Below are 18,743 nucleotides of genomic sequence, written 5' to 3' on the forward strand. Positions count from 1 at the left end.
GACCGAGCGCAACCGTCACATCGTGCACGAGCACGAGCACGAGCACGAGCTTGTGCCGCAGCCGCGATCGCGTAATCCAGCGCCTTCAGGATGGTGCTCCGGCCGCGCCGGGAGTCAATGGCCAATCCGACCCGGTCTCAGCGCACGACCAGATACCCGAGTGCGGCCGCGCCGATCCCAAGCACGACGTTGGCAGCGACGCTGAGGACCGCGGGTCGTACGCGGCCAGCGAGCAGCAGTTGCACGGTCTCGACACTGAACGTGCTGTAGGTTGTCAGCGCCGCGCAGAAACCGGTGAGCAGGATCTGCTCGGCATCCGGATGCAGGCCGAGCACGACGCCGGCTACGGCTGAGCCGACGACGTTGACGGCGAGAACCGCCCAGGGGAAGCTATTCGCTTGCGACCTCCTCGCCATGAGCGCCGAGACGAGATACCGGAGCACCGCGCCGACGCCGCCGGCCAGCAGCACCAGGGCGATCATTCGTCGCGCCAGTCGATCGGGGTCGGCCGCCCACCGATGCGCAGGCCGAGCCAGGCAGCGGCGAGGCCCAGCAGCAGGTTGGCGGCGAGATAAAGAACGGCGGTCGCCGGATCCCCGGCGTCGGCGAAGCGGATGCCGGCCAGCGCGACGGTGGAGTACGTCGTGAACGAGCCGAGCACGCCGACCCCGAGCCCGGCGCGCAGCCAGTGCGGCGCTCGCCGCCAGAGGGACGACACCAGCACCCCGAGCGCGAAGGACCCGACCCCGTTGACCACAAGCGTCGCGATCCCCGTGCCAGGGATGAGCCAGTCTGCCGCCATCCGCGCCCCAGTGCCGACGACCCCGCCGAGGAACACGGCGAGCAGGGTCAGGGGCACGCGCCAATGCTATGCGCGCCGCGGTTGATGTCTCAGCCGACGACGATGCGGGCGATCTCCTCCGCGTAGCCCTGCAGGGCGTCGCGCTGGTCAGCCGGTGCCTCGATCTTGACTCCGACCATCGCCAGGTCGGAGCACACGAACAGCTCGCCCTCGGCATCATCGTCGTCATCGTGCACCCACCACGCCTCGTTCCCGAGGCCCTCCACCGGGGTCACTTCGCCGCCGATGCCGAGCGGCTCGACGCACTGCACCGTGTCGTCGTCGAAGTGCTCCGCATACGAGAGGTCGAGGTCGATCTCCCAGTCGTCGTCCTCCCAATCGCATCCGGTGGTGGAGTAGGTGAGGTCGTTGACCGTGACGGTGCCGGAGTCCGGTTCGCCCTCGCCCAGATCGTGGCCGACGATCGACTCGATGTCAGCCCCGGTGATGCCGCCGCACTCGTCGTCGACGGGGCGGGTGCCCTGATCGTCGTCCGCGGGAACGGATGCCGCGGGCGGGAGGTCGGGACCATCACCGGTTTCAGTGCAGGCGGCGAGCCCCACGGTGAGCAAGGCGGCAGCGGTGACGAGACCTAGAGTGCGCATCATGTCCTCGGTTTCCTCAGGTCCGCTCGACGGTAGCCGTTCGCAGGCCCGTCGGACAAGGGCCTGGAGCCTAGACTTTGGGCGTGGCAGAGAAGAAGCGACGACGCGTCTGGGTGTGGGTCGTCGCCGGTATCGCCGCCCTGATCCTGGTGCTCGCCGCGGTCGTTGTCGTGCCGATTGTCACCCATCAGCCGCAAGGTTCGAGCGGTCAGGTTACCCCGCAGGACGGCGAATGGCCGACCGCGGTAGAAGCGACGGGGGATGACGGCCGCAAGCGAACGCTGAGCGTCGAAGCGGAAAGCGGCGAGGTCGACACGGCCGCCATTGCGCCTGGGGACCGCCTCGTCGTCACCGGCAGCGGATTCGACGCGCGCCAGGGCATCTACGTCGCGATCTGCAAGATCCCAGAACCGGATGAGAAGCCAGGACCGTGCCTCGGCGGCATCCCGGATCAGGAGCAGCAGGACGTCGCAGAGGGCACCGTGCAGTGGGCGCCCTCGAACTGGATCAACGACGACTGGGCGTGGAAGCTGTTCGGTGCCCGCAGCTACGACAACGCGGCCGATGGTGCCTTCACCGCCTACCTCGAGGTCGGCGACCCCGTCGGCGAGGGTGTCGACTGCCGCGAGGATGCGTGTGGCATCTTCACGCGCAATGACCACACCGCGCTGAACGACCGGGTGCAGGACCTCTACCTGCCGGTGGGGTTCCGATAGCCCCTTCGCTGGTCGAGCCTGCCGAGACCCTCGCGCGGGTCTTCCATCCGTGCGCGGGTGTTGCAACACCCGCGCACGGCGGAAACACCCGCGCACGGCGAACTAGAACAGGTCCGCGCGGATCTGATCCAGCCGCGCTTTGAGGTCGCGCACCAGGTCGTCGCCGAGCTCCCCGCGCACCGCACGCTGCCGCAGGTCCGTGCGCACGTTGTGCCGGAACTCGTTCAACGCGAGCTCCGCATCCCGCAGCGCGCCGCGCGCGCCCAGCTGGGTCTCCTTGATGCGCGCATCCGTCGTCTTCCCGGATGCGCGTGCCTCGGTGCGCGCTTCCCGAGCGGCCGCGGCGAGGTCCGCGCGCAGGCTCTTCATCGCCTCGTTCACGCTGGAGCGCACCTCATCGGCGAGCCGGCGAACGGAGTCGGTGACCTCGCTCTCGATGTCGTCGAGCTCGTGCCGTCGTGACTCGAGCTCGGCGCGCCCCGCATCCGTGATCGAATAGTCGGTCTTCCGGCCATCCGGAACCTTGGAGACGAGGCCCTCCTCCTCGAGCTTGGCCAGCCGCGGGTAGATCGTGCCGGCGCTCGGCGTGTAGGTGCCGCCGAAGCGGTCCTCGATCGCCTGGATGATCTCGTAGCCGTGCATCGGACCAGATTCGAGCAGGCTCAGGATGTACAGGCGCAGAGCGCCGTGGGCAAAGACTGGGGGAGTCATCACTGGCCTCCGGCTTCGTTCGAGTGGATGACCGCGACATCGCCGCTGACCGTCGATGCGCTGAACTCGAGCCAGCGACCGTCGAGCGTGCCGTACTTGCCGGTGTAGGTGCCGCGGATGCCGGCGATCTCCGAGTCGTCGAGCTGCAGTTTCCCGGAAATGGTGTTGATCTTGTACTGCGCGGGCACACCCGCCTCCAGGCGGAGGGTGACGTTGCCCGACACGCTCTTCGCGCGCACGGAGTCCGGGACGCCGCTGACATCGAGGAAGACGTCCCCTGACACGCCGTTCGACGAGAGCTTCATGATCTCGCCACTTGCCGTCAGGTCGCCGCTGACCGACTTTGCGCTGATGTTGCCGTAGTGGCCGCGCACCGAGATCTCGCCGCTGACGGAGTTCAGTTCCAGGTCGCCGTAGACGTTGTCGACGACTACCTCGCCGCTCACGGTGCTGATGCGCGCGTCCTCGGTGAGGCCGCTGATGAGCGCTCCCGCCGACACGACGCCGAAGTTCAGGGCGATGTCGCGCGGGACCATGATGCTCACATGCACGCTTGAGTTGCCGCGGAACGCCTTGAACACACTGACGAAGTCGTCCCAGTTGCGCTGCGCGTGGTCCACTTCGAGGGTATCGCCGACAATCTCGACGCGCAGTGGTTTGCCGTGCACCGAGTGCACTTCGACGCGAGCGCTCGGCTCGTCGTGGCCGACGATGTCGATCTGGCCGCCGATGAGGCCCACCTTCAGCTTGCGGACGCTCTCGAAGTCGATGACCTTCTCGCCTTCGATCAGCCACTTCTCTGTTGCCATCGTTGTCGCCTTCCTTCGCATCCGATTGCCGGAGCCTCGAGTTATATCGCGTTGTGTGGAAGTCACGCTATATCGCGTCTCGTACGCTGTCAAGCTATATCGCGTTTGAAGTTCCTGAACCCCTTGACCTTGACGCAGCGTCAACGTTTAGCGTGAAGACATGGACGTGAAGGTACTCGACTGGTCCATCCAGGACATCGCCCGGCTGGCCGGCACCACCAGTCGGACGCTGCGGCACTACGACGACATCGGCCTGCTGCGACCGACCCGGATCGGCGGGAACGGCTACCGCTACTACGACGCGGATGCGCTCACGAGACTGCAGCGCATCCTGCTCCTCCGTGAACTCGGGCTGGGTCTGCCAGAAATCGCCCGCGTGCTGGATGGGCGCAGCGACAACGTGGAGGCCCTCGTCACCCACCTCGAGTGGTTGCGCAGGGAGCAAGAACGGCTCAACCGCCAGATCGGCGCGGTTGAGACGACCATCGAGAAACTGAAAGGAGGTGGACAACTGATGGCAGAGGAGATGTTCGACGGCTTCGACCACACCCAGTACAAGGACGAGGTCGTCCGGAAGTGGGGCAAGGATGCCTACGCGAAGAGCGACGCATGGTGGCGCTCGCAGACCGATCACGAGAAGCGTGACTGGAAACGGCGCGCCGAGGAGCTCGGCGCGGCATGGATCGCGACCTGGAAGTCCGGCGTGACGCCGGACAGCGACGAGGCCCAGGCGGTCGCGCAGCGGCACTTCGACTGGTTGCGCGGCATCCCGGGAACCCCGGGCGGCGGCGGTGCCGGACCGACGAAGGAGTACTTCGCCGGGCTCGGCGAGATGTACGTGGCTGATGAGCGCTTCGGGGCGAACTACGGCGGCCCGGAGGGTGCAGCGTTCGTGCGCGACACCATGCGCGTCTACGCCGACCGCAACCTGTAACCCCTACTGCACGGCGCCGGTTGCTGTGTCGGCGGATGCGCGTGGCGTAGCCGCCGGCACGAGCAGCAGCGGCATGAAGAAGCCCGCGAGCGGCCCGATCAGCAGCGCGAACGCCAGCGTGCCGACGCCGACGTTGCCGCCAAGGAGCCAGCCGACGATCAGCACCACCACTTCGATGCCGGTGCGCACGACCCAGATCGGCCATCCGGTCACTCGGTGCAGACCCGTCATGAGGCCATCGCGCGGGCCGGGGCCGAAGCGCGCTCCTATATACATGCCGGTGGCCAGGCCTATGGTCACGAGACCCGCCGCCAGCATCACGATGCTCCAGAACAGGTCCGGTGCCGGCGCGAACCAGGCGAGCCCGACATCCGCCCACACGCCGACGAGCACCGCATTGGCGATCGTGCCGATGCCCGGCTTCTGCCGCAGCGGGATCCACAGCAGCAGCACCACGACGCTCGTCGCGATGACGATCACGCCGAACGGGATCCCGGTGTGCAACTGGATGCCCTGGGTGAGCACATCCCACGGTGCGATGCCGATCTGCGCGCGCACCATGAGCGCGATGCCGATCCCGTAAAGGAACAGCCCCACGGCGAGTTGCGCGATGCGGCGGGTCATGGTGAGGCCGGGGGACATGGGGTAATCCAACTCCTGCGAATGGGGGATCGCCAAAACGGCGACGTAACTTCGAGTTCAACCGCGGATGGAATACTGGAATTCCCTTGCTTCGCTCTTTGGAGTCCCGTGCATCTACTCGCCGTGTTCAGCCTGCGCAACCGTGCGCTCATCGCACTCGTGACTGTTGTTGCGGCAGTCTTCGGCGGCCTCGCAATGACTTCGCTCAAGCAAGAGTTGATCCCCTCGGTTTCGCTGCCGCGGATGGTCATCATCACGACCTATCCGGGAGCGGCGCCCGAAGTGGTCAACGAGGATGTCAGCTCGCCGATCGAGGCTGCCATCCAGGGCGTCGAGGGGCTTGAGGGCACCATCGCGACCTCGACAACGAACGCGTCGACCGTCACCGCGTCATTCGCTTACGGAACCGACATCCCGTCCGCGGAGCAGAAGGTGCAGTTGGCGATCAACCGCATCAAGTCGACCCTGCCCGAGGACGTCGACCCGCGCATCGTCACCGGCAGCCTCGATGACTTCCCGGTCATCCAGCTCGCCGTGACGAGCGACCTCGACGAGGCAGAACTCGCGAGCCTCATCGAGACCTCGACCCTCGCCGAGCTGCAGAAGATCGACGGCGTGCGCGAGGCAAGCCTGCTCGGCGCGCGCGGTCAGCGCGTCGTCATCGAACCGGATGCTGCAGCGCTCGCCGCAGCGGGACTGAGCCCGCAAGCCATCCGCGACGCACTCGACGCCAACGGCGTGCTGCTGCCGGCCGGTTCCATCACTGAGGGCGACAGCACCCTCACGGTGCAGGCAGGCGCGCGCATCCAAACGGCCGCGGACCTCTCCTCCCTCCCCATCGTCGGTGCGCCGACCACGCTCACCATCGCCGACGTCTCGACGGTCAGCGTGGTCGACAACCCGGTCACTGGCATCTCGCGCGTGAACGGCGAACCCGCGGTGACCATCGGCGTCACCAAGACACCGGACGGCAACACCGTTGCGGTGTCGCACGCGGTGAACGACCAGCTAGATCAGCTCGCCGCCGACCTCGGCTCCGGCACGACCTTCACGGTCGTGTTCGACCAGGCGCCGTACATCGAGGACTCGATCGAGTCGCTCGCCACCGAGGGAGTGCTCGGGCTCATCTTCGCGGTCATCGTCATCCTGGTCTTCCTCCTGTCGATCCGTTCGACGCTAGTGACCGCGATCTCAATCCCCGTTTCGGTGCTGATCGCCTTCATCGGCATGCAGGCATCCGGCTACACGCTCAACATCATCACGCTGGGCGCGCTGACCATCGCGATCGGTCGTGTGGTCGACGACTCGATCGTGGTGATCGAGAACATCAAGCGGCACCTTGGACTGGGCGAGCCCAAGCTGCAGGCCATCCTCACCGCGGTGAAGGAGGTCGCCGCCGCCATCACCGCGTCGACCGTGACCACCGTCGCGGTGTTCCTGCCGCTGGCGCTGGTCGGCGACATCACCGGCGAACTGTTCCGCCCGTTCGCGTTCACCGTCACGCTCGCGCTGGGTGCGTCGCTGTTCGTTGCCCTGACGATCGTGCCGGTGCTCGCCTACTGGTTCCTGCCGCGGAAGCCGCGCGCCGAGGTGAAGCTGTCGGATGAGGACGAGCTGGCCCGGCCCACCCTGCTGCAGCGGATGTACCTGCCGGTCATCCGGTGGACACTCCGGATGCCCGCCGTCACGCTCATCGGCGCCCTGGTCGTGCTCGCCGGCACCATCGCACTGATTCCGACCATGAAGACCAACTTCATCGGCAACAGCGGGCAGAACACCATCACCGTGCTGCAGTCGCTGCCCCGCGGAACGAGCCTCGAGGCTCAGGATGCTGCGGCTGGCGAGGTCGAGGACACGCTGCTGGCGATCGAAGGGGTCGACACCGTGCAGCTCTCGATCTCCGGTGGCGGCTCCCTCGCAGCGGCATTCGGTGGCGGCAACGACATCACCTTCTCCATCACCACCGACCCGGACGCCGACCAGGACGCGCTGCGCGAGACCGTGCGCGATGAATTGGAGAGCCTCCGCGATGTCGGGGACGTGACCCTCGGGTCGGAAGGGTCGGCTTTCGCGTCATCCGACATCGACATCGACATCACCGCCAACAACCAGACCGACCTGCGCAGCGCGGCCGACGATGTGCTCGCTGCCGTCGAGGGCCTCGACGTCACTGCCGAGGCGTTCAGCAACCTCTCCGAGACGCAGCCCTACATCGCCGTGGTGGTCGACCGCGCCAAGGCCGCGTCGGTCGGTCTCACCGAGTTCGCGGTCGGCGCGATGGTCTCCGGTGCGATGCAGCCGGTGCCCGCAGGCAGCGCGGTCATCGACGAGAAGACGATGTCGATCTACATCACGACCGGCAACGCGCCGGCGACGCTGGATCAGCTGCGGGCGTTCGCGGTCCCGACCGCTGCCGGTCCGCTGCCGCTGTCCGAACTGGCCAGCGTCGAGCAGGCGGACGGCCCAGCGTCGATCACCACCATCCGGGGCCTTCGCGCAGCGACCGTCACCGTGACTCCGGGGCTGGACGATGTCGGCACTGCGTCATCCGTCATCCAGGAGGCAGTGGACGGCCTCGACCTGCCCGCGGGAACGAGCGTCGAACTCGGCGGCGTCACCGCGCAGCAGACGGATGCCTTCCAACAGCTGGGCATCGCGCTGCTGGTGGCGATCCTGATCGTCTACGTCGTCATGGTGGCGATGTTCAAGAGCCTGCGGCAGCCGCTGCTGCTGCTCATCTCGGTGCCGTTCGCGGCGACCGGCGGTGTGCTGTTGCAGGTCGCCTCCGGCGTGCCGCTCGGTGTGCCGTCCCTCATCGGTGTGCTCATGCTCATCGGCATCGTGGTGACGAACGCGATCGTGCTCGTCGACCTGGTCAACCAGTACCGGGAGCGGGGCATGCGCGTCGGCGACGCGATCGTGCACGGCGCGGCTCGACGCCTGCGGCCGATTCTGATGACGGCGCTGGCCACGATCTTCGCGCTGCTGCCGATGGCGATCGGGCTCACCGGCGAGGGCGGTTTCATCTCGCAGCCGCTCGCGATCGTGGTGATCGGCGGTCTCGTGTCGTCGACGCTGCTCACCCTCGTGGTGCTGCCGGTGCTGTACTACCTCGTCGAGGGGGCAAAGGAGCGCCGGCTGGAGCGCCGCCAGGCGAAGGTGGCCGCAGCCTAGACACAGCGCATTTTCAGACGCGGCGCGTACGTTCCCGCGGTGCCCTTTCGTCGACCCGAGGCATCCGCGCCCACGACCTCACGCGAGCCCGAAGCGCGCCGACCGCGCGTCCCCCGCCTGCCCCGCCACGCGTCGGCGGTGCTCGCGATAGGCTCAGCGGCCATCGCGCTGTCTTTGGTCGCGCTGTACGCGGCGACGCCATCCGACAACCACGCCGTCTATGGCGCCGCGACTGCGGAGGAACTGCAACCACCGCAGACGTTGACGGTTCCTGATGACCTGGTCCCGGTGAGCGTCGTCCGTGATGGCTATTCGGTGACGCCCGGGCACGCCACCTACGTCGCCGGTGGCACCAACCACGACTGGGCGAAGTTGGTGCTGAACATCGGCGGGTGGCCGGTGACCGAGAACAACGTCACTGTCATCACCCGCTGGATGCGGCAGGAGAACTACATCGACAGCTGGTGGAACCGCAACAATCCGTTGAATAACGGATGGGGCTCAGGGGGCGGCTCCGGGCTCGGCAGCTACCCGAATCTGCAGGTCACCGCCGAGAACGCGGTCGAGGCCCTCAACTCGCTGCCCGGCTACCGGCCCATCGTCGAGGCGTTCGCGGCATCCGCACCCACCGACGTGACCGAACGGGCCATCTGGGCCTCACCGTGGGCGAGTGGCCACTACAACAATGGGGCGCACTGGCATTACACGCCCGTGCCGGTGATCAAGGCGCCGCCGGGCGCCTGGTAATCAGCGCGACTGCCAGAGCGCCTCGCCGTTCTCCCGCACTTCGACGTCGAAGACCAGCGTCTCGCCGAGGTGCTCGGCCGTGCACTGGAACGTTGAGCCGGGTTCGGTCGGCGGCAGCTCCGGGCAGACGACGTCACCGTCGATGCCGTGGCTGACCATCTCGGTGAGGATGGAGACTTTCAGATTGTTGGAGAGTTCCCGCGCAGCCTGCTCGCTCGCGCGAGCATTGACGTTGGCGAACAAGGCCACCAGCAACACGACCGAGAGGATTCCAAGCACCGTCCCGACAGCCCCGAGCACGATCGCCCAGATCGATCGACCTCTGCCGACCGGAGGTCTCGCCGAGCCGGAACGGCGCAGCCCGACGAAGCCGAGGATGAGCGCCGCGAGGCTCAGCAGCCCCGCCGGGTTGATGACGACACCCACGAGGGCAAGGATGAAGCCGACATCCGCCGGCGTGTTCTTCACCGCGACCGGGACGATGGGCGTGCGCACGGCGGGACCGCGCTGCCAGCGCTGCGGCTCGGGCTCGATCGTCGGCTTGGCCTCGGGAATGGTGAATGACACCGGCTCCTCCGGCGGCACATAGCTGTCGTCCGCCCACAGGGGCCGCGGCGCGCTCACTGGCGGCGCCTGCAGCTGATCGGTCCAGCCGCTCCCATCCCACCAGCGCTTGCGGTCGCCGCCCTCAGGGTCCGGGTACCAGCCGGCGGGCGGTAGTGCGGTCGTCGACTCGGTCATGCCCATCCTTCGGGTGCTGGTTCGCCTCGCCGACTCTATTGGCGTGGTCGCCCCGGATGCTCACCCCAATAGTGGGTTAGCTAGGCGGCGCCTCGGCTCGCGGGGGATGCGGACGCCGGATGCCCTCGAGCGCCAACAGAACGAGCGCAACCCCGATGGCGATGTAGGTGGGCCATTCGGCCGGTGCGAACGGTTCGCGCAGCACGAGTGCCGCCGCCAGGGCGATGAGCACCGGCTCGAGGTAGCTGAGCAGGCCGAACACGACCATCGGCAGCAGCTGGCTCGCCGCGATGTAGAACAGCAGTGCGAGAGACGCGAAGATGCCGAACAGGGTCGCCTCGAGCAGCGATTGCGGATCGCGCAGCGTCGAGGCGGTCGGGTCGTCGAAGGCGAGCAGGATCGTCGACGCGGGCAGGATCAGCACCATCTCGGCGGTGAGCCCGGCGCTTCCGGTGATGCCGGCGAGCCGGCGCACCGCGAAGTAGATCGGGTAGGTGCCGGCGACGAGCAGAGTCTCCCAGGACAGCCCGCCGACCAGCCACAGCTGGTAGGTCACCGCCGCACCGGCGACGATGACCGCGGCAGTGCGCCACGGGCCGAGCCGCTCCCGGAAGACGATGCGCCCGACCAGCGCGAGCACGATCGGCAGGATGAAGTACCCGAGCGCCACCGGAAGCCCGCGACCTTGGCCGGGTGCCCAGGTGAACAGCCACTGCTGGGCGCCCAGGATCGCGGCCGTCACCAGCAGGGCCAGCCCGATGACCGGACGATCCCGGATGCGGCGGAGCAGCACCGCGACTCCGCGCCAGCGCCGCGCGAAGGTCAGGAAGCCGACGAGCAGCAGCGCGCTGAAGGCGATTCGCCAGCCGAAGAGTTCGTTGCCGGTGAAGTCGAGGAACGCCGACGTCACGAACACGACGACGAACATCAGTGAGGACGCGATGGACGCGACCACTCCGAGACGCCGCCGCGAGCCACTCGCGAGCACGCGCATCCTCTCCCCGAGCCCAAGAGATTCAGTGAGCCCAGCACCCCAAACTTTACCTAAGCCGCGAGGCGCCTTCGGTTCACCGCCAGAGAGACTTCACTATCTTTCCCGGCGACGGGCGTGTAGCGTAGATAAGTCGGCTTTGAGGCAGCGCGAGGGTTCGCGTACGAAGTAACTGTCAGTCTCGAGGGCCGGTTTCGCGCATTGATCTGTGCGTGAACAATCACCGATGTGAAACGGCCCCGGCCAAAGGCTGCCCGGGTATCTCTTCATTCATCTGAATCACCCGGAAAGAACTATGCCTGGATATAAGAAGTCCACCGCGCCCGCGCGCGGAACTGCCGCCCGCAAGGCCGGCAGCAAGAGCCCGAAGCACCGCGGCTACCGCCCGGAGGCGGAAGCGCCTCGCGGCGGCAAGCCCGCAAAGGGTGCGACGGCGGCGAAGAAGTCCCGCTGGACGCCGGAGCAGCGCGCCGATCGCGGGCACGCACCCGCGCGGCCTCGCGGTGAGCGCACAGAGCAGCGTGCCGAGCGCACGGATCGCCGTCCCGACTGGACGCCCCGCTCGGAGCAGCGCGGCGACCGTCGCCCGGACTGGACGCCGCGCAGCGAGCAGCGCTCCGAGCGCGGTGATCGCCGTCCCGATTGGACGCCCCGCGGTGAGCAGCGCACTGAGCGCAGTGACCGTCGCCCGGACTGGACGCCCCGCGGTGAACGTCCCGCTCGTGAGCAGGGCGGCCGAGTCCGCGATGACCGGCCCCGCTACGAGCGGAGCGATCGTCCGCAGAGCGGCCGTCGCTTCGAGGATGACCGCCCGCGTCGTGACGAGCGTCCGCGTTACGAGGACCGCCCGAACCGCGACGAGCGTCCGCGCTACGAAGACCGTCCCGGCCGGGATGAGCGTCCCCGTTATGAGGACCGCCCGCGTCGTGACGAGCGTCCCCGCTATGAGGACCGCCCGCGTCGTGACGAGCGCCCGCGTTACGAGGACCGGCCGCGCCGCGACTCCAACTTCTACCCGGACAAGACCGCCGAGCGCTTCACCGCGCACGAGGATGTCGTGCTTGAGAAGCTTGAAGCCGACGCGATCCAGGCAACCGACGTCGAGGGTGTGACCTTCGCAGCGCTCGGCCTCGGCGGCAACATCACCCGTGCGCTCGACGAGCTCGGCGCCACTTCACCGTTCCCGATCCAGGCTGCGACGATTCCGTTCGTGCTCCAGGGTCGCGACGTGCTCGGCCGCGGCAAGACCGGCTCGGGCAAGACCATCGCGTTCGGCGCCCCGCTGGTCGAGCGGCTGATGGAGAATGGCGGCGGCAAGAAGCGCCAGCAGGGCCGCAAGCCCCGCGCGCTCATCCTCGCCCCGACCCGCGAGCTCGCGCTGCAGATCGACCGCACCGTGCAGCCGATCGCCCGCAGCGTCGGCCTGTTCACCACCCAGATCTATGGCGGCGTGCCGCAGCATCGCCAGGTCACTGCGCTGCAGCGCGGCGTCGACATCATCATCGGCACGCCCGGCCGCATCGAGGACCTCATCGACCAGGGTCGTCTCGACCTCAGCGAGATCACCATCACGGTGCTCGACGAGGCCGACCACATGTGCGACCTCGGCTTCCTCGAGCCCGTGCAGCGCATCATCCGGCAGACCGCCGACGGTGGCCAGAAGCTGCTGTACTCAGCGACCCTCGACACCGGTGTTGCCGCGCTCGTTGACGAGTTCCTCGTCGACCCGAGCGTGCACGAGGTCGCTGGTGAGGACCAGGCGTCCTCGACCATCGACCACCGGGTGCTCCTGATCGACCAGCGCGAGAAGCGCGACATCATCGAGCAGCTCGCATCCGGTGCAGGCAAGACGCTCATCTTCGCGCGCACTCGTGCGTTTGCCGAGCAGCTCGCCGACGACCTCGACGACGCGGGCATCCCCGCGGTCAGCCTGCACGGCGACTTGAACCAGGCGCGCCGCACGCGCAACCTGGAGAAGCTCACCAACGGGCGCGTCAAGGTGCTCGTGGCGACGGATGTCGCGGCGCGAGGAATCCACGTCGACGACATTTCGCTGGTGATCCAGGCCGACCCGCCGGACGAGTACAAGAGCTACCTGCACCGTGCCGGCCGCACGGGCCGCGCGGGCAAGCCGGGCACAGTCGTGACGCTCGTGAACGCGCGTCGCCGTCGCAAGATGGACGACCTGCTGAAGCGTGCGGAGATCTCGCCCAGCTTCGACCACGTCGCCCCCGGCGATGTGCTGCTCGGAGACCTCGCCGCGCTGTAACCACCTCGGTGGTCGAGCTCGTCGAGACCCCGAGTTGCGCGCGCGGGTGGAACTTCCACGCGCGGGTCAAATTCGACCCGCGCGTGGGCGATTCACCCGCGCGATGCGCGATGGACAACTCAGCTACCTCGAACTGGCGCCGCTGACCGATGCGCCAGTGTCGGACTTCCCGGAGCCGAAAAACATTTCGCTGGGCGCCTAGAGCCAACGCCCTGTCGCGCAAGAGCTGGTGTGTTCTCCTCGATTTCCCCGCGCGACCTACCCGCTCGGTAGGGTCGGCGTATGACGCCCGCCCGCCTCATGCTCCTCGACACCGCGTCGCTGTACTTCCGCGCGTTCTACGGCGTGCCCGACACCGTCAAGGCGCCGGACGGCACGCCGGTCAACGCCGTGCGCGGCCTGCTCGACATGATCGCCAACCTCGTCACCGAATACCGGCCCGCCGAGCTGGTCGCCTGCTGGGACGACGACTGGCGTCCGCATTGGCGCGTCGACCTGATCCCCAGCTACAAGGCGCAACGCGTTGCGCAGCTGATACCGGATGGCGTCGACGTCGAGGAGACGCCGGAGGCGCTGGTCGCGCAGATCCCCAACATCCGGCGTGTGCTCGACGCGTTCGGCATCACCGTGATCGGCGCCGCGCAGCACGAGGCGGATGACATCATCGGCAGTCTCGCGACCCAGGCATCCGGTCCGGTCGACATCGTCACGGGCGACCGCGACCTGTTCCAGCTCGTCGACGACGCACGCGACATCCGAGTCATCTACACCGCAGCGGGCATGAGTCGGCTCGAGGTGGTCACCGACGATGTCATCCGGGCGAAGTACGGGATCGGCGCAGCCCAGTACGCCGACTTCGCGACGATGCGCGGCGATTCCTCCGACGGACTGCCGGGCGTCCGCGGAGTCGGCGAGAAGACCGCCGCCGGCCTGCTGCAGCGCTTCGGCGACCTGCAGGGGATCATCGCCGCTGCCGACGACCGGGCCGCCGAGATGGCTGCCGGAGTCAGGGCGAAGTTGACGGATGCCGCCGACTACCTGGCCGTCGCCCCGAAGGTCGTCGAGGTGGTGCGCGACCTTGAGCTCGGCCCCATCGACGCCGGCATCCGACCGTTCGACGACGCCCGCCGGGCGCGCATCGAGGAACTGGCGACAGAACTCGGTCTCGGCAGCTCCGCGAAGCGCGCCGCGGACGCGCTCGAGGCTGCCGCCAACCCGAGCTGACGGCCGCCAGATCCGCCCACGTTCCCGCCCTCCGCGCCGGTTCCGGACAACCGCGCCAGGTGCACCGGTCGCGGATGTCCGCAACGGGCGCGGGATGGCGCAGCCTCCCCCAGCCGCGCGACCAAACGGTGACCAAACCATGAATTTTTGCGAGAGATCTTCCCCTCGAACGGGGGACAGGGTAACTTCTGCTCAATGACCCCTATCCGGGGGCCTCTGTTTGCGTCGCGCGAGCGGCGCATTGCTTACGGGGAGACACCTTGCAGGAATCAGCCGACTCCACCCTCAACACGAAAAGGAGGGGACGGGGCCGGTTGGGTCTCGTCGCCTCGGTTGGAACGATCGCCCTCGCCTTCACCGGGCTCACAGCGACTGCGGCGAACGCCGCAGAAGTAACCCACACGATCGCCCAAGTGCAGGGCGCAGCGGCCACAACGCCCCTGACCGGCCAGACCGTCACGGTCGAGGGCATCGTCACCGCCGACTACCGCGGCGTCAGCAACTTCCGCGGCATCGTCATCCAGACGGAGGGCTCCGGCGGTGCGACAGACGCGACGCCCGGCGCATCCGACGGCATCTTCGTCTACCTGAACAACGCGAACCCGGCGGTCGCCATCGGCGACAAGGTGCGCGTCACAGGTACCGCGGGCGAGAACTTCGACCAAACCCAGATCAGCGCGACCACGGCCGCGCAGACCGAGCTCGTCGAGGCCAGCGTCGGTGTTCCCGAGGCCACGCCGCTTCCCGCAACGCTCGTCGGCGCCGACCGTGAGGTACTGGAGAGCCAGCTCGTCACCCCGACCGGCGATTACTACCTGGGCTCGAGCCACAACCTGTTCAGCTTCGGCGAGCTGTGGCTGAGCGCTCAAGCGCCGGCAGTGAAGAGCACCGAGACCACGGATGCCGGTGCCGACGCCAACGCGATCGCGGCCGCCAACGCGGCGAAGCGCCTGCTGCTCGACGATGGCTACAGCATCCGGGTGGACAACAGCAACCACGTCGGCGATCAGCCATACCTCACCGAAGACGTCGTCGTCCGCAACGGCGACAAGGCGGTCTTCCCGGCGACGCCGTACGTGCTGGCGTGGGGCTTCAACGAGTGGCGACTGCAGCCGACCGTGCCGATCACCGACGCGAACGGGGCCCCGTTCAAGCCGACCTTCGAGCCGACCAACCCGCGCCCGGCATCCGCCCCGCAGGTGGGCGGTGACTTCTCGATCGCCAGCTTCAACGTGTTCAACTACTTCACGACGCTGACCAGCCAGAACTCGCAGGCGCGCGGCGCCGACACCGCAGCCGACTTCGCGATCCAGCAGGCCAAGATCGTCACGGCGATCAACGAGCTGGGAGCGGATGTCGTCGCGCTGCAGGAGATCGAGAACTCGGTCAAGCTGGGCGAGCCGGTCGATGAGGCGCTGCAGGCGCTCGTCGCCGCGCTCAACGCGGCTGCCGGTGCCGGCACGTGGGACTACGTCCCCACCCCGGCCGGGCTGAACGACGCGGCGATCACCGACTTCATCACCAACGCGATCATCTTCAAGCCCGCGGCGGTGACCACGGTCGGCGACAGCTTCACTCAGGTCGACGAGACCGTGTGGGACATCGCGCGTGAGCCCATCGGGCAGACCTTCGAGGCGAACGAGACCGGCAAGGTCTTCACGGTCATCGCCAACCACTTCAAGTCGAAGAGCGGCACCGGTGCAGATCCGGCCGACGGTCAGGGACACTTCAACGCCGAGCGGGTCGAGCAGGCGAACAGCCTCCTCGCGCTCGTGGAGCAAGTGAGCACCGACCCTGCCAAGAGCGAGGACGTCTTCCTGATCGGTGACTTCAACGCCTACCCGGAGGAGGACCCGGTCCAGGTCTTCACCGACGCCGGCTGGGTCGACCTGCTCACCGAGCTGACCGACGGCCAGTACACCTACACCTTCAACGGCGAGTGGGGTTCACTCGACCACATCATCGCGAGCCCCTCGGCCGCGGCATCCGTCACCGGAGCCGGTTCGTGGGCGATCAACGCGCCCGAGTGGGGCGACCGGGGCTACGAATTCGATGCCACAGACCCCGACAGCGTGTTCCGCTCGAGCGACCACGACCCGATCAAGGTCGGCGTCTCGGCCGAAATCGCACCGGTGGAGATCGAGATCCTGACGATCAACGACTTCCATGGGCGCATCGAAGCCGCCTCGGACGCCGCGGGTGCCGCGCAGTTGGGCGGCATGGTCGACTACTGGGAGGCCCAAAACCCGAACACCACGTTCGTGGCCGCGGGTGACCTGATCGGCGCATCGACGTTCACGTCGTTCATCCAGCAGGACCAGCCGACCATCGACGCGCTCAACGCGATCGGGCTCGACACCAGCTCGTTCGGCAACCACGAGTTCGACCAGGGCCGTGACGATGTCGACAACCGCATCCTGCAGGAAGCCGACTGGCCGTACCTCGCAGCGAACCTGTACGACCGCGCGACCGGCGAGCCGGCCTACCAGGAGTACTTCCTGCAGGAGTTCGACGGCGTGACCGTCGGCTTCATCGGGGCGGTCACCGAGGAGCTGTCCAGTCTGGTCAGCCCCGCGGGAATCGCAACGCTCGAGGTGCGCGACATCGTGGTGGAGGTGAACCGCGTGGCTGGCGAACTCTCCGACGGTGACCTGGCCAATGGCGAGGCCGACGTGCTGGTGCTGCTCGTCCACGAGGGCGCGGCGACACCGGATGTGGCGTCATCGACAGATGACTCTGCATTCGGCCAGATCGTGATGGGCGTCGACCCGACGGTTGATGCGATCGTCTCCGGCCACACCCACCTGGCCTACGACCACGAGATCGAGATCCCCGGCATGGACCTTCCGCGCCTCGTGGTCTCCGCCGGTCAGTACGGCCAGAACTACGCGCACCTCGACCTGAGCGTCGATGCCGAGACGCAGGAGATCATCAGCTTCACCGCCGAGATCCTGCCGATCACGGGATTCACCCCGGATGCCGAGGTTGCCGCAATCGTCGCCGAGGCGACCAAGGCAGCGGATGTCCTCGGCTCCGTGAAGGTGGGTGAGATCACCGAGTCCTTCTACCGCGGCATGCAGAACCTGGTTCCGCCCACTCCGGCCAACCCGACTGGAATTGTGGAGAACCGCGGTGCGGAGTCGTCGCTGGGCAACTTCGTCGCCGACGTGCAGTTGTGGGCGACCGCCGCACTCGGCACCGAAATCGCGTTCATGAACCCCGGTGGCCTGCGTGCCGACCTGGTGTACGCGTCCACGGGGCCGAACGACCCGGATGGCAACGTCACCTACCGTGAAGCCGCCCAGGTGCAGCCGTTCGCGAACACTCTCGTGACGATGACCCTGACCGGCGAGCAGATCCGGCAGATCCTGGAGCAGCAGTGGCAGCCAGCAGGCACGTCGCGTCCATTCCTGAAGCTCGGCGTTTCTGAAGGGTTCGAGTACGTCTACGACCCGTCAGCGGCCGTCGGCGAACGGATCACCGCGATGTACCTGAACGGTGAGCTGATCGACCCGGCCGGCCAGTACCGGGTCGTCGCGAACTCGTTCCTCGCATCCGGTGGCGACAACTTCGTCACCTTCCGCGATGGTACGCAGCGTGCCGACAGCGGGCGGGTCGACCTGCAGGCGATGGTCGACTACTTCGTGGCCAACCCGGTCGCATCGCCCGACTACGCCGAGCGCTCGGTCGGCGTGAACCCGTCCGACGCGGATGCCGACGGCTACAGCGCCGGCGACCAGGTCACCCTCGACCTGTCGTCGCTGGTGTTCACGCGCGGTGGGCCGACCACGGGCACCGTCGAGGTGCTCGCCGGCGACACCGTGCTCGGCTCGGCCACGATCGACGGCACCATCGTCGACACGACCGATGAGCAGGGTCGGGCGACGGTGACGATCACGATCCCGGATGACGCGGCGGAGGGAACCCTGCTGCTCACCATCCGGGTAGTCGAGAACGGCACCGAGATCGCCTACCCGCTGGCAATCACCTCGAACCTTGAGGCGATTGCCAACGTCAAGGAGCCGAAGATCACCGGCGCGGCTAAGGTCGGCCACACGGTCAAGATGAATGCGGGCAACTGGAGCGTCAAGAAGCCCGAGTTCAGCTACCAGTGGCTGCGCGACGGCGAGCCGATCGATGGCGCGACGGGTGCCAGCTACCGGATCACCGATGCTGACCTGGGTACCCAGTTGAGCGTCGTGGTGACGGCCAGCGCCGATGGCTACGCTGACGGGTCAGCGACGAGCGACGCCCAGCGGGTGCAGCCGGCGCGCGGCGGTCTGCCCGGCCTGCTCGACTGGCTGACCAACCAGCTCGACTGGCTAACCCCGTAACACGA

At 67.6% G+C, this 18,743-nt stretch carries 15 protein-coding genes; 7 read left to right on the forward strand and 8 right to left on the reverse strand.

Annotated features, from left to right (window positions below):
• Positions 1-137 precede the first annotated feature (137 nt).
• The 3 genes from crcB to IRG63_RS04810 are packed head-to-tail and all read right to left on the reverse strand — an operon-like array spanning position 138 to position 1,449.
• Positions 138-482, reverse strand: a complete 345-nt coding sequence (crcB, locus tag IRG63_RS04800; RefSeq protein WP_168626066.1) for a fluoride efflux transporter CrcB — start codon at positions 480-482, stop codon at positions 138-140.
• Positions 479-859: a CrcB family protein gene (locus tag IRG63_RS04805; RefSeq protein ID WP_168626067.1), complete on the reverse strand. Its 381-nt coding sequence runs from the start codon at positions 857-859 to the stop codon at positions 479-481. Before IRG63_RS04805 ends, crcB begins: the two co-directional genes overlap by 4 nt.
• 32 nt (positions 860-891) lie before the next feature.
• Complete coding sequence (locus IRG63_RS04810; protein WP_168626068.1) at positions 892-1,449, reverse strand: hypothetical protein; 558 nt, start codon at positions 1,447-1,449, stop codon at positions 892-894.
• An 80-nt stretch (positions 1,450-1,529) separates the two neighbouring features.
• Between IRG63_RS04810 and IRG63_RS04815 the strand changes: the two genes are divergently transcribed.
• Positions 1,530-2,162, forward strand: coding sequence for a hypothetical protein (locus IRG63_RS04815; RefSeq protein WP_168626069.1), 633 nt, complete (start codon positions 1,530-1,532; stop codon positions 2,160-2,162).
• A 102-nt stretch (positions 2,163-2,264) separates the two neighbouring features.
• Here the strand turns inward: IRG63_RS04815 and IRG63_RS04820 are convergent, their stop codons facing one another.
• Positions 2,265-2,873, reverse strand: a complete 609-nt coding sequence (locus IRG63_RS04820; protein ID WP_193509360.1) for a PadR family transcriptional regulator — start codon at positions 2,871-2,873, stop codon at positions 2,265-2,267.
• Positions 2,873-3,682, reverse strand: a complete 810-nt coding sequence (locus IRG63_RS04825) for a DUF4097 family beta strand repeat-containing protein (protein ID WP_168626071.1) — start codon at positions 3,680-3,682, stop codon at positions 2,873-2,875. The genes IRG63_RS04820 and IRG63_RS04825 overlap by 1 nt, the downstream gene beginning before the upstream one ends.
• A 160-nt stretch (positions 3,683-3,842) precedes the next feature.
• Here IRG63_RS04825 and IRG63_RS04830 point away from each other — a divergent pair, with 160 nt between their 5' ends.
• On the forward strand, positions 3,843-4,616 hold the full coding sequence (locus IRG63_RS04830) for a MerR family transcriptional regulator (RefSeq protein WP_193509361.1): 774 nt from the start codon (positions 3,843-3,845) through the stop codon (positions 4,614-4,616).
• A 3-nt stretch (positions 4,617-4,619) separates the two neighbouring features.
• Here the strand turns inward: IRG63_RS04830 and IRG63_RS04835 are convergent, their stop codons facing one another.
• Positions 4,620-5,258, reverse strand: a complete 639-nt coding sequence (locus IRG63_RS04835; RefSeq protein WP_193509362.1) for a YitT family protein — start codon at positions 5,256-5,258, stop codon at positions 4,620-4,622.
• A gap of 108 nt (positions 5,259-5,366) precedes the next feature.
• Here IRG63_RS04835 and IRG63_RS04840 point away from each other — a divergent pair, with 108 nt between their 5' ends.
• The gene (locus IRG63_RS04840) at positions 5,367-8,432 is read left to right on the forward strand and encodes an efflux RND transporter permease subunit (RefSeq protein ID WP_193509363.1); all 3,066 of its coding nucleotides are present in this window, start codon (positions 5,367-5,369) and stop codon (positions 8,430-8,432) included.
• A 39-nt stretch (positions 8,433-8,471) separates the two neighbouring features.
• Positions 8,472-9,179, forward strand: coding sequence for a hypothetical protein (locus IRG63_RS04845; RefSeq protein ID WP_193509364.1), 708 nt, complete (start codon positions 8,472-8,474; stop codon positions 9,177-9,179).
• Here IRG63_RS04845 and IRG63_RS04850 read toward each other — a convergent pair whose 3' ends face one another.
• Entirely contained in the window at positions 9,180-9,920 is a 741-nt protein-coding gene (locus tag IRG63_RS04850; RefSeq protein WP_168626074.1) for a DUF2510 domain-containing protein, read from the reverse strand.
• A 76-nt stretch (positions 9,921-9,996) separates the two neighbouring features.
• Complete coding sequence (gene rarD / locus IRG63_RS04855; protein ID WP_168626075.1) at positions 9,997-10,908, reverse strand: EamA family transporter RarD; 912 nt, start codon at positions 10,906-10,908, stop codon at positions 9,997-9,999.
• 298 nt (positions 10,909-11,206) lie between these two features.
• Between rarD and IRG63_RS04860 the strand changes: the two genes are divergently transcribed.
• The 3 genes from IRG63_RS04860 to IRG63_RS04870 all read left to right on the forward strand — a co-directional run bounded on the left by IRG63_RS04860 (position 11,207) and on the right by IRG63_RS04870 (position 18,738).
• Positions 11,207-13,180, forward strand: coding sequence for a DEAD/DEAH box helicase (locus IRG63_RS04860; protein WP_193509365.1), 1,974 nt, complete (start codon positions 11,207-11,209; stop codon positions 13,178-13,180).
• 300 nt (positions 13,181-13,480) lie between these two features.
• Positions 13,481-14,404 (forward strand): 5'-3' exonuclease, encoded by a 924-nt coding sequence (locus tag IRG63_RS04865; RefSeq protein WP_193509573.1) that lies wholly within the window; start codon positions 13,481-13,483, stop codon positions 14,402-14,404.
• Between the two features lie 260 nt (positions 14,405-14,664).
• Positions 14,665-18,738 carry an ExeM/NucH family extracellular endonuclease gene (locus tag IRG63_RS04870; RefSeq protein WP_227411725.1) on the forward strand — a complete coding sequence of 1,358 codons (4,074 nt, stop codon included), beginning with the start codon at positions 14,665-14,667 and terminating at the stop codon, positions 18,736-18,738.
• Positions 18,739-18,743: the final 5 nt, after the last annotated feature.

It is taken from the genome of Cryobacterium sp. BB736 (assembly GCF_014980265.1).
Taxonomy (GTDB): Bacteria; Actinomycetota; Actinomycetes; order Actinomycetales; family Microbacteriaceae; genus Terrimesophilobacter.